This window comes from Pseudomonas sp. LBUM1666, from assembly GCF_059695775.1.
In genome coordinates this window covers 1761335-1775000 of record NZ_CP166789.1, presented here as the reverse complement: position 1 = coordinate 1775000, position 13666 = coordinate 1761335, and the positions used below count along the sequence as shown (strand labels likewise).

Below are 13666 nucleotides of genomic sequence, written 5' to 3'. Positions count from 1 at the left end.
AACTTAACAAACCACCTACGCGCGCTTTACGCCCAGTAATTCCGATTAACGCTTGCACCCTCTGTATTACCGCGGCTGCTGGCACAGAGTTAGCCGGTGCTTATTCTGTCGGTAACGTCAAAACACTTACGTATTAGGTAAATGCCCTTCCTCCCAACTTAAAGTGCTTTACAATCCGAAGACCTTCTTCACACACGCGGCATGGCTGGATCAGGCTTTCGCCCATTGTCCAATATTCCCCACTGCTGCCTCCCGTAGGAGTCTGGACCGTGTCTCAGTTCCAGTGTGACTGATCATCCTCTCAGACCAGTTACGGATCGTCGCCTTGGTGAGCCATTACCTCACCAACTAGCTAATCCGACCTAGGCTCATCTGATAGCGCAAGGCCCGAAGGTCCCCTGCTTTCTCCCGTAGGACGTATGCGGTATTAGCGTCCGTTTCCGAGCGTTATCCCCCACTACCAGGCAGATTCCTAGGCATTACTCACCCGTCCGCCGCTCGCCACCAGGTACAAGTACCCGTGCTGCCGCTCGACTTGCATGTGTTAGGCCTGCCGCCAGCGTTCAATCTGAGCCATGATCAAACTCTTCAGTTCAAACATCTTTGGGTTTTTAAGAAACCCTAAACTTGGCTCAGCAATCGTTGGTTACATCTTTGATTTCTCGCGGAGTAACTTGTGATGCTGATAATCTTGTTGACTATCAGTCTGACTCCACAAGCACCCACACGAATTGCTTGATTCAGTTGTTAAAGAGCAGTTGGTTAAGATCTTTCGTCTCAACCGAGGCGTGCACTTTACAGCACACACCCTCAAGTAGCACCCTTAAAAGCTCCTGATTTTATTAATAAAATCAATTACTTAGGCCAAAACCAGCATCAAGCTGCTCGTTAGCGGGAGGCGAATACTACAGGATTAAAATACGTGGTCAACCCCCGCCTAAAAATTCTTTTCCTTACCAAAGAGCCTAGGTTGCCACTATGAAAATTTCCAAGGTCCGTACAAAGCATCAGGACAGCAGAGAACCCAGACCACATCGTCACTGAAGCACCCCTTGTTTCGTGGACGCTGACTAACCGCTTTTGGCCGACTGCTGCCCTTTACGAAGGGCCGCTTTGGGTCGATATCAGCCCTCTGTGAACGTCTGCTTATCATCGGCAAGCCGTATGGGCTGCACAAACGAACCAAATTGACCGGTCCTACCGTCATTGGTTCAGGGCTGATTCAGGGTTTTGTCCCAGAGATTCACAGCTGTTGAGACCGGTCATGCTGATAGAATCAGGACGTTTGGAGATAACACCCTTCTGAGAAATTGCATGAACGAAGAACTGACTGAAGAAGAGATGCGCCGCGCGCTGTTCGGCGGTGCAGAGCCCCTTGCGCAGACTACTGCCTTACCTGTGCAAGACACCCTTTCGGGTGTCGCGATCATACCGCCGACAAAGGCCGCGGAGAAAAGGAAGGTCGTCAAAGCTTTCACGCCCAGGTTGAGGGTAACACTGCGGGTGGGCAATGAATTTGAGGGCAAGACTCACGAAATGGTCCATGAGGCGGATACGCTGAGCACCCTTCTAGCAGAGCAGGAAGCTACCAAGGCGGCCAAGAAGAAATTCAAGTTTGTGGAAGTGGTTTCGGTAAAAGCTATGTAGGGGGACTTTACAAAACTCGCGGGCCAGGAATTGAATCGCCTCTGATGTCATCACTAACCCGCGCCCCCCTAACTGACACTTGTGGATGGCAACTCCGGGATTAGCTGCAGAGTAATGCCTTTACACTTCAACTTTGTCAACCCCGCGGCTAGTGACTACTCGCCAGCGACACATGAGCCCGACACCCAGACTCATTGCCCTGTATAAAATTGTTCCGGCTGGTTTTATTTTTAAGATAAGTACCAAGTAAGAAACTCAAAAAAGCCGCTCCATTTTAGCTGCTGTTTTCCAGCTAAAAAATCATCTCGGTTAGCAAGGCTAAAATCTAAAACCTCCCCGCTATTTTTGTCATATAGATAGCACCCCTCACTTTGAAAACTTGTGAGACAAATGAAGTTTTCTGGTAGCTCCCATACCTCATGAATAAAGTTGGTGCCAACTTCTATCTCATTGCTTGGGTCGGCGATGTCACATAGCTCTTCATCCGAAGAGTTGCTTCTGAAAAAAGTTATGGTGTGATTTAAAAAAAACTCTGATAGTTCACAGTCTAAACCTATATTCAGTGCTGTTAGTGCTTCGGTAACGGAGCGCTTATCTGTTCGGCGGATATCGCCAGGTTGTTTTTCAATAAGTTGAGTCAGCTCGTTCGGGATCATTTTGCGGTCTCTACTGCTCGGTCTTTCCAATACTGTGGAACTTCTTTCTTAAAGAGCTCCATATCTACAGGCGCATCTGGGTGTTGGCTATGTCCGTAGGAGTTTACTGCTTCTCGGCCCTTGCCTTTTAAGGTTGAAAGGTGAGTCTTATGACTTAGCGGCCATTTCTATTTTGCCTTGAGTGTTGCAGCTGAAGCTGTTGAGGAACCCCATACAGGTTTTCATAGAACACGAAGGTCATTCATTTGAAGCTTCACTTTGGTTTCGTCATATATCAACACAAGGGAAAGAGTCAGGTCGCTCATTCCTTCCTCCTTTGTCCACAGTGGTATATCGAGGGCTAAGCCAGAGCCATCCTTGTACTCATAAGTATCTTTCTTTTCTACGAAAGACGCTGGAGGTAATGCCAATGTATTGCCGTACTCGGAGATTCTTGCATTAATATCCGGTTCGTTGAGTCTTCCATACCAGTTTTTGCCGGAAATTTTATCAAAATCACCAATAACCAGTGCGACAATAAGATCTTTTACTTCTAGTTAGAGGCTCTTATCAATTTTCACTTTCATCGGTTTCCTGGTATACGAGTCGAAGTCTCCGGATTAACATCAATGGGATTTCCCAGGGACAGATTTATTTTAGAATGCAGAAATATATCTATCCCTTACTCTCTATTCTCTGAGAGTTTAGTCTTGGTATTCAAAGCTTCCTCGGTATGTAAATAGATTATTTCTGATTTTAGTGTTTTGGGGAGTGCCCGAGAAGGAGTAGTCGTAGATTGCAACTATGGTGTCTATAGGCACGTCGGTCAGAGGAGTGTTTTTATTTTTCATGTCAGACGCGATGTCAAGGTCGTATGAGCATCCGTCAATTGCATTAATTAGAGAATTGGTTGGCTCGATTTTATCTGCTTCGACAGCGTCATCGTCAACAAAACCAAGTGAGAAAGCCTTGCTGAACTCAGAGCCAAGAAAGTCTCCGTCGTCAGAATACTCTGGGCTCATCACATCTCGAAGAGTAGACGGTTCCCAATCGGTGTTTGCCGTCCAAATAGAAACGATTTTTTTCGAGCCCATTTTTTGTTTCCTCAATTTTTTAGTCCTGAAGGTAGAGCATCGGCACCGCCTTCCAATCGCCGTCCAGCCCACTCCTTTAGGCCTTTTCGGAATTCACTGTGATCTTTGGAGTTGTCGATAATGTCTAGGATTTCATTATGCGCTTTCGTCGAGCCTTTACCGCCATGGTGCCCAGCAGGATTGACAAATTTCACATCTGAAATTGCGGACCGTAGCTCATAAATTTGTTCTGCATTCACTCCCCAGCGCTTGAATGTATCCGCTCTCGAAACCATGTGCCATTCGTGCATTCCACCTGGGTACCTCAACCTGGCTTTAATGGAGTCCTGATAGGTTTTGTTGGACCAAACCGTATCAAATTCGTCTGGAGTCAACTCATTGAACCACTTATTAAATGCGCCATCTTTGACACTTGGAATGCTACCGCCGGGAACCAATTCCTCTAAGGACTTTGTTTTAGGAGTACAGTTTGGGCCGCCGGGACAGACTACTGGTATTGTTTCCAAACCTAAAGGATCGACCCAACCTGTTGGATTGGGTACATATCTGTAGTTGTTCAATCCACCCGCTAGCTTGATTGGATCTGGCGTCAGATACCGCCCAGTGCCAGGATTGTAGTAGCGATGCCGGTTGTAATGTAAGCCCGTTTCCGCATCGAAGTACTGGCCCTGAAAGCGCAGCGGGTTGTCGATTTCTGCAACGTCGAGCGTGGCGAGGTTGCCATAGGCGCGGTATTTCGCCGACCACATGATCTCGCCGCTGTAATCGGTGAGTTCCTGCGGCGTGCCGAGGTGGTCGAGTTGGTAGTAGAACGGCTCAGCTTTGAGCGGGCCTTCACCGTCGAGCATCGCCAAAGGCCGGAAGGAGCCCGGCTCGTAGATGTAGCTGCGATAGCGGTTATTGGCGCTTTCTGCGATGAGGCGTTCGCCTTGCCACAGGAACTCTGTGGTTTGGTCGTTGACGGTTTTGGCGATACGGCGGCCGAAGGCGTCGTACTTGTAGCTTGCGATGCTGCCGCTGGGGAGGCTGACACCGATGAGGCGGTGTTGGCAGTCGTAGCGGTATTCGGTGACGAGCTTTTGCTCGGTTCCGCGGCGCTCACGGCTCAAATTGCCAAAGGCGTCGTAGTCGTAATGTCGATCGCCCTGCATCAGCAAACGGTTGCCTTTGACATTGGCCAAGTTCGCGGTGGGTTGGTCACCTTGACCTAGAAGGTTGCCCGCCGGGTCGTGGGCAAAACTTTCCGGGGTGGCGCCTCGAACGTTGATCAAACGGTCGAGCGGGTCGTAGTGATAACTACGATTGCCTTTCCGGCTGTCATTGATGCCGGCGAGGTTGCCGTTTGCATCGTAAGCGTAGCGACGCTGGAACAGGTTGCGATCCTGCTGGCTAACGCTGTGAGCTTGCAGGCGGCCTTGTTCGTCGTATTGGTATTGGCTGAGCAACAAACCCTGTTGACGCTGCTGTTCGCGACCTGCGCTGAACTGGTGAGTGGTCAGGCGTGAACCGTTGAGGTCGATACTGCTCAGTTGACCGCCTCGTTGGTGGCGATAATCAAGCTTGCTGCCGTCGGGTAAGCGGCAGTGGCTGAGTTGGCCGAGTTGGTCGTACTCGTAACGCAGGGTCCCCCAGCCTTGGTGCTCGGTGATCAGGCGGTCTTGCAGGTCGTATTCGTAGGCCAGCGGCCAGTTTCCGTCATCGACGTTCACCAGGCGCCCGAGGGCGTCGTAGCTGTAGTGAATTTCCTCGCCATCGGCCAGGGTTTTCACCAGCAGGCGGCCAGCGGCATCGCGCTGGTACTCGGTAATCAGTTCGTTACCGTCGTCGCCGAACTCGGTTTTCTTCAGCAACTGACCATTAAGGTCGTATTCATAAGCGGTACGACGACCGTCGAAGCCGGTTTCCTGCTGGATGAGGCCGTTCGGGTAGTAATCGAGGTGGTAGTGCTCGCCACGTTCGTTTTCGATCTCGCTGAGCAGCAGACGTGCGTTGTCGTAGCGATAGCGCAGTTGGCTGCCATCCGGGTTGATGCGGCGGCTGACCAAGTGCAGGTTATCGGCATATTCGTAGCGGGTGACTCGGCCCAACTCATCGCGCTCGGCGGTGACGCGGCCGTATGGGTTGTAAGTGAACGCGCGCGTAGCGCCACCGGGCAGGGTGATTTGCGCGAGCCGGTTGGCAGCATCCCATTGGTATTGGGTGATCGCGCCGCTTTCGTCCTGACGGGTGATCTGCCGGCCCAACGCGTCGTAGCGATACTTGCGCTGACCACCATCGGGCAACTGTTCTTCGAGCAGTTGGCCGAGATTGTTCCATCCCAGTTGATGACGGCTGCCATCCGGATGACGGATTTCTAGAAGACGGCCCTGGCGGTCATAGTTGTAGTGGGTTGAATTGCCGTCCGGGTCGATTTGTTCGGTGATATCGCCTTGGTCGTTGCGCCAATATATCCACTTCGCCGGGCCACGATTCACCACACGGACGTAGCCGTGGTAATACTCATAAGAGGTCGGGGTGTCTTCGGGTGGAATAACCGCGATCAGTCGGCCTGCTTCGTTGTATTGGTATTCGGTGACGGCGCCGAGTGGATCTTTCTCGGCGATCAGGCGGCCCTTGTCGTCGTAGGCCTTGAGGTGCTCCGCACCGTCCGGATCAACCTTGGCAACCAGTCGCGCCTTATCGTCGTGGGTATAGACCTCTTCGCTGCCGTCAGCATTGGTAACTGTGACGCTGCCTTTGTCATCCCAGGCGTAATGCGCGTCCATCTGCGAGAAGCTAGCCCAGTGATGGATGCAGCGCGCCGATTTACCTTCTTTTTCCCATTCCCAGTAAAAACTGGTGCCGCCGGCGAGTTGCCGCTCAAGAATGACGTTCTGGTCGTTGTAGGCATAACGCTCGGCTTCGCCGGCGGCGTTTTTGGCTTCGATCAGGCGGTGTTGGGCGTCGTAACTGTAGGTGACCAGGGTCTGGATGGTGCTCCAGGCGTCTTCCAGATTGTCGGCCGGGATGAACTGCTGGTAGTCGATGGCGACGATGTGCTTGCGGTCGTATCGCACGAGAAGGGCACGACCGGCGCCGTTATCGACGCGCTTGATTCGCCCGTGAATGTCACGGGTGATGTGCAGCCGATTGCCGTAGTTGTCGCTGATGGCGATCAGCGTGGCGCCCTTGCTGTTGTAGCGAAAGTGGTAGAACTGGGCACGTTCTCCGGCCTGGGTGAGGATCAGTTCAGAGGGATCATCACCCAGGAAAATCGCTGCTTCTGACAGGCTGTTGGTGATCGCCGGACGCTGCACACTCGGTAACGGGAACGTGGTGATACGGTTTTCGTGGTCGGTCCAGACTACCTCGTCGCCCTGTATATCGACCCGTTGTGCCAAGGCGTGGCTCCAGCCGTAGCCGAGGCCGCAATCAATTTCCGCAGCGCTGGTGCGGTAAAGGCGAGTCCACTCGAAAGGTAGTAGCCCGTCGAGCTGACCATCGGTCAGCGTCAGTAGCTCTTCACCGGTAACCATGGAAACCGGGCAATTGTTGGTGCAGGTTTTCTTGGCGCAGGTTGAGCTCTTTTCGTCGGGCGTTTTTGACTGGGCCGGAGCATCGCTGACTTTTTCCTTTGGCTCCAGGACGAATTGTTTTTCTGCTTTTTTTCGAGCAAATGCCGAGGCGTTTTTTTCCAGTAGTGTTGGGGTGTCGCTGGTGATCGGCAAAGGACCTTTTGCTCTTGCTGCGGTGGCTTGCTCGATTTTCAATGCAGCCTTTTTGGCGGCGTCCATCGGTACGCCTTGCGCACTGGCCAACAGTGGTTTCACGGTTTCGCCGTGAGCCTTCAAGGCGTGTCCCTTACTCGCGGCCAAGAGTTTTTCCGCGAGCTCCTCTAGCATTTTTACCGCTGTACCGGATTTGACCTTGGCCAAGGTTTTTGTGCCAACACGTATAGCCAGCCCGAGGCCGCCAGACAGACAGATCCCTAGTATCACGTTGATCAGAAAGGAAGCGCCGATGGCAGTAATCACTTCCACACAGACTTGCGGTGGCAACATGCCAACCCACGCGATAATGGCGGATAGATAGATGTACATCAGCGGTTCGTCGCTGAGGATCAACAATCCAGTGGCTATGGCTTCTTTCGATGCTGAGTAGAGTTTCTCAACTTCCTCTTTACTCAGGTAATGAAGAAGTTTCTCCACATTTTTAAAGGGGTCGGCTAATAGTTCGAACAGGCTTTTGATGTCATCCCACAGACCTAGAAGCGCTTTCTCAAGACTATCGAGTGCAGACTGCATCAATATGAGCGAGCGACCCGCCCGGTCTGTCGCCGAGTAGCTCGCCCACTGTGGCTGGAACTTACTCGACCATTCGCTTTTCAACCAGCCGTCAAGATTGCCGATGACACCCTGGTATGAGTCGTACAGCGCTTTGACGTTGCTTTCAGAAACGTTGGGAAAAAAAGTGATGCGGTACATCTGGCCCGGCTTACAGCCTTTGATGACTTCAATGCCGCTCGGGCCGATATTCGCAGGAATTACCGGACCGACAACGTCGTATCCGCCGAACATCGCTTTTTTGACGGGTTCGAGCCTGACCGGTGTATTGCCGATCGGCACGTAGCGCGCACTCTCAAACATATGGATCAGCGTGAAATCGCCCATCAACGGACAGGTTGCGTAGGTTTCAACCGGTCCCGTCTTAGTTTTGCGCTCAGTGACGCTGACTTCGTTACCCACCTTGAACTTCTGGTCGACATCCATGGCCCAGCCAGTCCAGAAGCCGTCAGCCCAGGTTTTGTAGTCGGTCAGGCAATTATTGAAGTCTTTGAGAATGACATTCACGTCTGGGGTCTTGGCGTCGAGAACTCGAATAACCAAATTACCGATGGGATCAATCATGACGTGACTTCCTTTGTCAGCTCAGCAGCCAGACGCTCTGCCATATCTTCTGTATTGGATTGTTGGCGCACGAAGCGCTCGACTTTGTGGCGCAGATTTCTTTCGGGGAAGGAGAAGAAGAGTTCTGGGCAATCCTCTCCCAACCACTGCATTAGGTTGTCGACGACGGTGGTGTGGTCTTTTTCCGCCAGCGTGTCGACTAACTTCTGCGGCACCTCCCACCACGGCCAGGCCTTGGCCGGTGGCACTCCCCTCGGTCCCACTTCCAGTTTCTGGCCATTGATCAGGTAGCGGTCGAACACTGGCAAAACTTCACCCGCGCCAGCACCCAATCCTTCAAGAATCGGGAAAATATGCCGCCCATCCCAAAACCGAAAGAACACCTCGGTCCCATCCGGCATCCGCACTTGAGTCAAACTGCGAAGATGTTCGAACACCACGTCCGGGGTGCTGGTGGACACCGCCAGCCAGCCCCAATCCTGAGCGTCGGTTTCAGCAATCCACTGAAGGAAACCGGCGTTGGGTTTCAGCTCGGCGAGGTAGGGCATCACTGGCTGCCAATCGGCGTACGGCGTGCCGCTCCAGATCGGGATCAGCTCCGGCGCCATCTCCTGCTGGTAGAAGGCCTTCAGTGGCTCGGCATCGCTCGCCGCACTGACAATCAGGTACAGGCGTTCACCTGCCTGCAATGGCTTGTCCGCCAACCACGCTTGCGGAGTCAACAGATCAGATCGCACAAGCACCTGCCTTGCACTTCTCGCACTCTTCACAAAACGGCGCATTGCGTTTCAACGTATTGATCTGCGCCGGGGTCAACACCGCACCAGCCTTGTCCGCATCCGCCTGCTTCAACACCCCCGGCAACAACGGCGCAGCCCCCGTCCCGCTTCCCGGCCCACCCCCGGAGTTCATGTTGATCACCGGCCCGCTCAGGGTCACGCCGCCGGCATCGATCTTGATGAAGCTGCCGCCACCGATCAGGGTCAGTTCGCTGCCCGCTTCGAGCACGACTTTCATGCCGCTGCTCAGGTGAATCTCCTGACCCGCGTCGATGAATTGCCCGGTGCCGATCTTGATGTGCTGATTGACGCCGACGGTCAGGTGGTCGTTGGCGCGGGCCTCGACTTTGCGGTCGGCGTAGACGGTGTGGTGTTCTTCGGCCTTGAATTCGCTGTAACTGTTTTTCTCGACGGTGTCGTGGCGTTCGTTGCCGACGCGGATTTTCTGGTCGTGTTCGACGTTTTCGTCCCAGTCGCGCTGGGCGTGCAGGAAGATTTGTTCCTGGCCTTTCTTGTCTTCGATGCGCAGTTCGTTGAAGCCGCCGCCGCCCTTGGAGCTGAGGGTTTTGAAGGTGCTGCGGGTTTTGTTCGCCGGCAGCGGGTACGGGACGACGTTTTCCTTGTGGTACAGGCAGCCGCTGATCAGCGGTTGGTCGGGGTCGCCTTCGAGGAAGGTGACGAGCACTTCCATGCCGATCCGCGGGATGGCGATGCCGCCGTAGTGGGCGCCGGCCCAGGCGGAGGAGACGCGCAGCCAGCAGCTGGTCTTGTCGTCGGCCTGGCCTTCGCGGTCCCAGTGGAATTGCACTTTGACGCGGCCGTACTGGTCGCAGTGGATCTCTTCACCTTTTGGCCCGGTGACCACGGCGCTTTGGCTGCCGAGGATGCGCGGCTTCTTCTGCGTCAGCGGCGGTCGGTTCGGCACGTCCCACGGCGTGGCCTGGAAGCGGTTGCGGTAACCCTGGTGGAAATCGCCCTTGAGGCTGGTGGTGTCGCTGGTCACTGACTCTTCCAGCACTTGCGGCTGTTTGCCTTCGTGCAGGACTTCGGTCAGCAGCCACAGGTCGTTCCATTTGGCTTTCGGGTGTTGGGTCAGGGCCAGGAAATGGCCGCTGACCAGCAACGGCTGATCGCTTTTGCCTTCGGCCAGTTGGAAGTCGCTGCGGTGACGTTCCAGGTTGCGCTTGGCGAGGTGTTTGCCGCGCTCGCGGTCGATGAAACGACCGGGGTAGTCGTAGTCTTCGAGGTCGGGCAGGGCGTCGCCGCGGTTTTCGCTTTCGAGGGTGATGCGTGGTTTTTCGAAGTCGTAGTCGCGGCGGGTGGTGCGGCTGGTGCGGGTTTCCAGGCGCAGGTCGAAGCGCTTGATCACCGGGTTGTTGGCGACCATGCCGGAGTCTTGCTGGTAGGCCACGGGTGCGAGTTTCGGGAACACCGTCTGGTCATCGCCGAACACCAGTTTGTGAGCCGTGGCGCTGTGCTGGAAGTGGTAGTGAATACCTTCTTCCTCGCACAGGCGCTGGATGAATTGCAGGTCCGATTCATCGTACTGAACGCAGTAGATGCGCTCGGGATAAATCGCCCCGACTTTGAATTCGTAGGCATTGCTTTGGATGCCGTGCTCTTCAAGGACCATGCCGATGATTTTCGGCACGCTGAGGTTCTGGAAGATGCGTTGGTTGATGCGGTGCGCGAGGTAGGACAGTTGCGGGCGCAGGGTCACCGCGTAGCGGGTCAGGCGTTTGCCGGAATCACCCTGGGCGGCGCGATAGATCTGGCCATGGATGCCGCTGCCGTCAGGCGAGAGCTGCAAGAAGGCCGGTTTGTGCAGCAGGGTCTCGAGGTCCAGGGACGGCTGTTCACTGACCAGCTCCACCTCAAACACAAAAGGCTGGCTGATGGCTTCCCGACCTTGCAGGGCAAGCACCTGGAGATCGTTATCCAGACCTTCGATAGTCAGGGCAAAGTGAGTCTGATTGGCCGGCGCGAACATCCCTTGTTCCTCTTGCAGTGCTGCGGCGTAAACCAATACCCGATCAAAGGATCAGCAGACGCAAATTCTGGAAAGGCGGAAACAACATCGACCAGCAGAGCTGGCCGATGCGTGAAGCGGTCAGCCGCGATTAAGCGACTGGCTGACGCCAGTCATCGGAACCCGAAGTACCGGATACTTCGTGGGTCCAGGTGATTTTGCGGTAGGTGAACTGTACTTCTTCCAGGTGCGTGAAGTGGGAGTTCGACGGATCCTGGCAGTTGTGCATTTTGTTGTTGATGGCGACGATGATCGCGTCTTCCAGTTTGGTGGTGTAGTAGTGCTCTTGGGTCCCTTGGGCCGAAGTACGGAACCACTGGATAACGATTTCGCTCATGCGCTCGCCCGAGGTCAGAGCCGCTTGCAGCAGTGGCGAAGACTTGTCGTAGACCTTGGTGATCACAACTGGTTTGTGTACGCGCTGACCGGTCGGTTGGCCGGACTGCGGGTCACGCGGGATGATTACGTCGTGGTTGAAAGCCTGAACCATGACCTGGTCTTCGTGACCTTCCTGGTAGGTGTTGCCAACCGAGTCGGCGGTGAACGCACCGGCAGTGATCAGACCTTGTTTTTCGCCAGTGACGGACATGTACGCTGGAGTAGCCATGGATGTGCTCCTTGCTGAATAAAGTAAGAGTGCCCGGGAGGCGGTATCGCCCGGTGGGTGCCTGACTGTTATCAAGGTCCGTGCCAGAAATGTTGAGGGCTATGTAAACCGGGGGGATGGCCGAGGTTTTCAATCGCTTAAGTGATTTTGAAGGGAAAAGCCCCCTCAAAGTGCGCAAGAAGTTGCGCAGTAGTGCGCAACTTCTTGCGCACCTGGCTACAGGCCACGGCGGGCATGGCTCTCAACGATGTTGGAGGGGTTTTTCGTGGAATAGTGCGCAACTTCTTGCGCATAATGGCTATTAGGCATCAGTGGGTGATGATGGCGTAGCCAAGTTGTCGCCGCTGAACGATTTAGCCAATCTGTTGCATCGACCGGTTGAATCCACAACCCATAGCGGACGTTCAGCAGCACATCTGGCAGTATGTTTTCTAACAGGCTTGTCCTGAATCCATCGCACTACTCAATTCACGAGTATTTTGATCCCATGACCACAGGTCTGAGTGATGCCAACCTTCATTACGTACTTGGGGTCATTGAAAAAGCCCCCAACACGGAATTAAGTGTCATTTGTGAGCACCTACAGATCGACAGTCGCGATCTTTTGAATCAATTGGCGATCTCAATGGCCAGACTGTTTATTACGGGCACCCGCGATTTTCACTACTGTGATGAGGTGATGAATATTGTAATCAGCGATATCGTCGATTTGTCCATGCACGCGGAGATGCCCGAGCCGGCATTTTCTATCTACCAGGCATTTGATGCGGGCGAGCATTGGCACAGCGGCGATCAACGGGATGTATTTCCTTGGGAGAAGTGGACGCGGCCTGAGCTAGAGAGGATTTTGTGTGGGATAGACGAGGGCGCACCCGGGCTTTCGAAGTAGGGCGGATTTCGAGCGCCCAAATGACCGCTATTGGCCGATTGCTGTCTGTGGTGAGGGGCTCGGCACGGATTGAAAACTGACCGACCCTGTCGATCGTGATTTGATCTAGGGCAGGTTGCTGATTTCGAGTCCGGCGAGCCCTGTCCTCCTACTCGAAAGCTAATGGGCGCAAATTGAATACCTGGGGACAGTTTTCAGCCGGCAGGACAGCCGTTATCAAGTCAATGCTCGGCCAGCGGCAACAGCTTGGCTACACCATCATCACCCACTGATACCTCATAGCCATTATGCGCAAGAAGTTGCGCAGTTATTTCGCAAAAAACACCTCCGACATCGCTGAGAGTCAGGCCCGCCGCGGCCTCCAGCCGAGTGCGCAAGAAGTTGCGCAGTACTGCGCAAGAAGTTGCGCACTTTGTGGGGTGTTTTCCCTTGAAAATCACTCAAGCGATTGAAAAACCTCGGCTATCCCCCCGATTTGATTGGTCCTCAACATTTCTGGCACGGACCTTGATAACAGTCAGGCACCCACCGGGCGATACCGCCTCCCGGGCACTCTTACTTTATTCAGCAAGGAGCACATCCATGGCTACTCCAGCGTACATGTCCGTCACTGGCGAAAAACAAGGTCTGATCACTGCCGGTGCGTTCACCGCCGACTCGGTTGGCAACACCTACCAGGAAGGTCACGAAGACCAGGTCATGGTTCAGGCTTTCAACCACGACGTAATCATCCCGCGTGACCCGCAGTCCGGCCAACCGACCGGTCAGCGCGTACACAAACCAGTTGTGATCACCAAGGTCTACGACAAGTCTTCGCCACTGCTGCAAGCGGCTCTGACCTCGGGCGAGCGCATGAGCGAAATCGTTATCCAGTGGTTCCGTACTTCGGCCCAAGGGACCCAAGAGCACTACTACACCACCAAACTGGAAGACGCGATCATCGTCGCCATCAACAACAAAATGCACAACTGCCAGGATCCGTCGAACTCCCACTTCACGCACCTGGAAGAAGTACAGTTCACCTACCGCAAAATCACCTGGACCCACGAAGTATCCGGTACTTCGGGTTCCGATGACTGGCGTCAGCCAGTCGCTTAATC

The 13666-nt window shown here is 54.1% G+C and carries 10 protein-coding genes and 1 rRNA gene (1 of these 11 only partly in view); 3 read left to right on the top strand and 8 right to left on the bottom strand.

Annotation, left to right across the window (positions count from 1 at the left end; translation table 11 throughout):
* Positions 1-595: ribosomal RNA gene (locus ACA056_RS08080) — 16S ribosomal RNA — on the bottom strand; it reaches 944 nt to the left of the window's first position.
* A gap of 719 nt (positions 596-1314) precedes the next feature.
* Between ACA056_RS08080 and ACA056_RS08075 the strand changes: the two genes are divergently transcribed.
* Positions 1315-1647: a hypothetical protein gene (locus ACA056_RS08075; protein WP_348129777.1), complete on the top strand. Its 333-nt coding sequence runs from the start codon at positions 1315-1317 to the stop codon at positions 1645-1647.
* A gap of 230 nt (positions 1648-1877) precedes the next feature.
* On the opposite strand, the gene ACA056_RS08070 is transcribed toward ACA056_RS08075, so the two are convergent.
* The 7 genes from ACA056_RS08070 to ACA056_RS08040 form a co-directional block, all read right to left on the bottom strand.
* Positions 1878-2303, bottom strand: a complete 426-nt coding sequence (locus ACA056_RS08070) for an SMI1/KNR4 family protein (protein ID WP_348129780.1) — start codon at positions 2301-2303, stop codon at positions 1878-1880.
* A 221-nt stretch (positions 2304-2524) separates the two neighbouring features.
* Positions 2525-2806: a DUF7668 domain-containing protein gene (locus tag ACA056_RS08065; protein WP_497273501.1), complete on the bottom strand. Its 282-nt coding sequence runs from the start codon at positions 2804-2806 to the stop codon at positions 2525-2527.
* A gap of 180 nt (positions 2807-2986) precedes the next feature.
* Positions 2987-3376 (bottom strand): immunity 22 family protein, encoded by a 390-nt coding sequence (locus ACA056_RS08060; RefSeq protein WP_348129783.1) that lies wholly within the window; start codon positions 3374-3376, stop codon positions 2987-2989.
* An 11-nt stretch (positions 3377-3387) separates the two neighbouring features.
* Positions 3388-8262: an RHS repeat-associated core domain-containing protein gene (locus ACA056_RS08055; RefSeq protein ID WP_497271749.1), complete on the bottom strand. Its 4875-nt coding sequence runs from the start codon at positions 8260-8262 to the stop codon at positions 3388-3390.
* Positions 8259-8999, bottom strand: coding sequence for a DUF4123 domain-containing protein (locus ACA056_RS08050; RefSeq protein ID WP_497271747.1), 741 nt, complete (start codon positions 8997-8999; stop codon positions 8259-8261). The genes ACA056_RS08055 and ACA056_RS08050 overlap by 4 nt, the downstream gene beginning before the upstream one ends.
* The gene (locus ACA056_RS08045) at positions 8989-11031 is read right to left on the bottom strand and encodes a type VI secretion system Vgr family protein (RefSeq protein WP_497271745.1); all 2043 of its coding nucleotides are present in this window, start codon (positions 11029-11031) and stop codon (positions 8989-8991) included. The genes ACA056_RS08050 and ACA056_RS08045 overlap by 11 nt, the downstream gene beginning before the upstream one ends.
* Before the next feature lie 130 nt (positions 11032-11161).
* A complete protein-coding gene (locus tag ACA056_RS08040) occupies positions 11162-11677 on the bottom strand; it encodes an Hcp family type VI secretion system effector (RefSeq protein ID WP_017338154.1) in 516 nt (171 codons plus the stop codon).
* A gap of 487 nt (positions 11678-12164) precedes the next feature.
* Here ACA056_RS08040 and ACA056_RS08035 point away from each other — a divergent pair, with 487 nt between their 5' ends.
* Both ACA056_RS08035 and ACA056_RS08030 read left to right on the top strand, forming a co-directional pair.
* Entirely contained in the window at positions 12165-12566 is a 402-nt protein-coding gene (locus tag ACA056_RS08035) for a hypothetical protein (protein ID WP_497271743.1), read from the top strand.
* Between the two features lie 582 nt (positions 12567-13148).
* Positions 13149-13664 carry an Hcp family type VI secretion system effector gene (locus ACA056_RS08030; protein WP_017338154.1) on the top strand — a complete coding sequence of 172 codons (516 nt, stop codon included), beginning with the start codon at positions 13149-13151 and terminating at the stop codon, positions 13662-13664.
* Positions 13665-13666 lie beyond the last annotated feature (2 nt).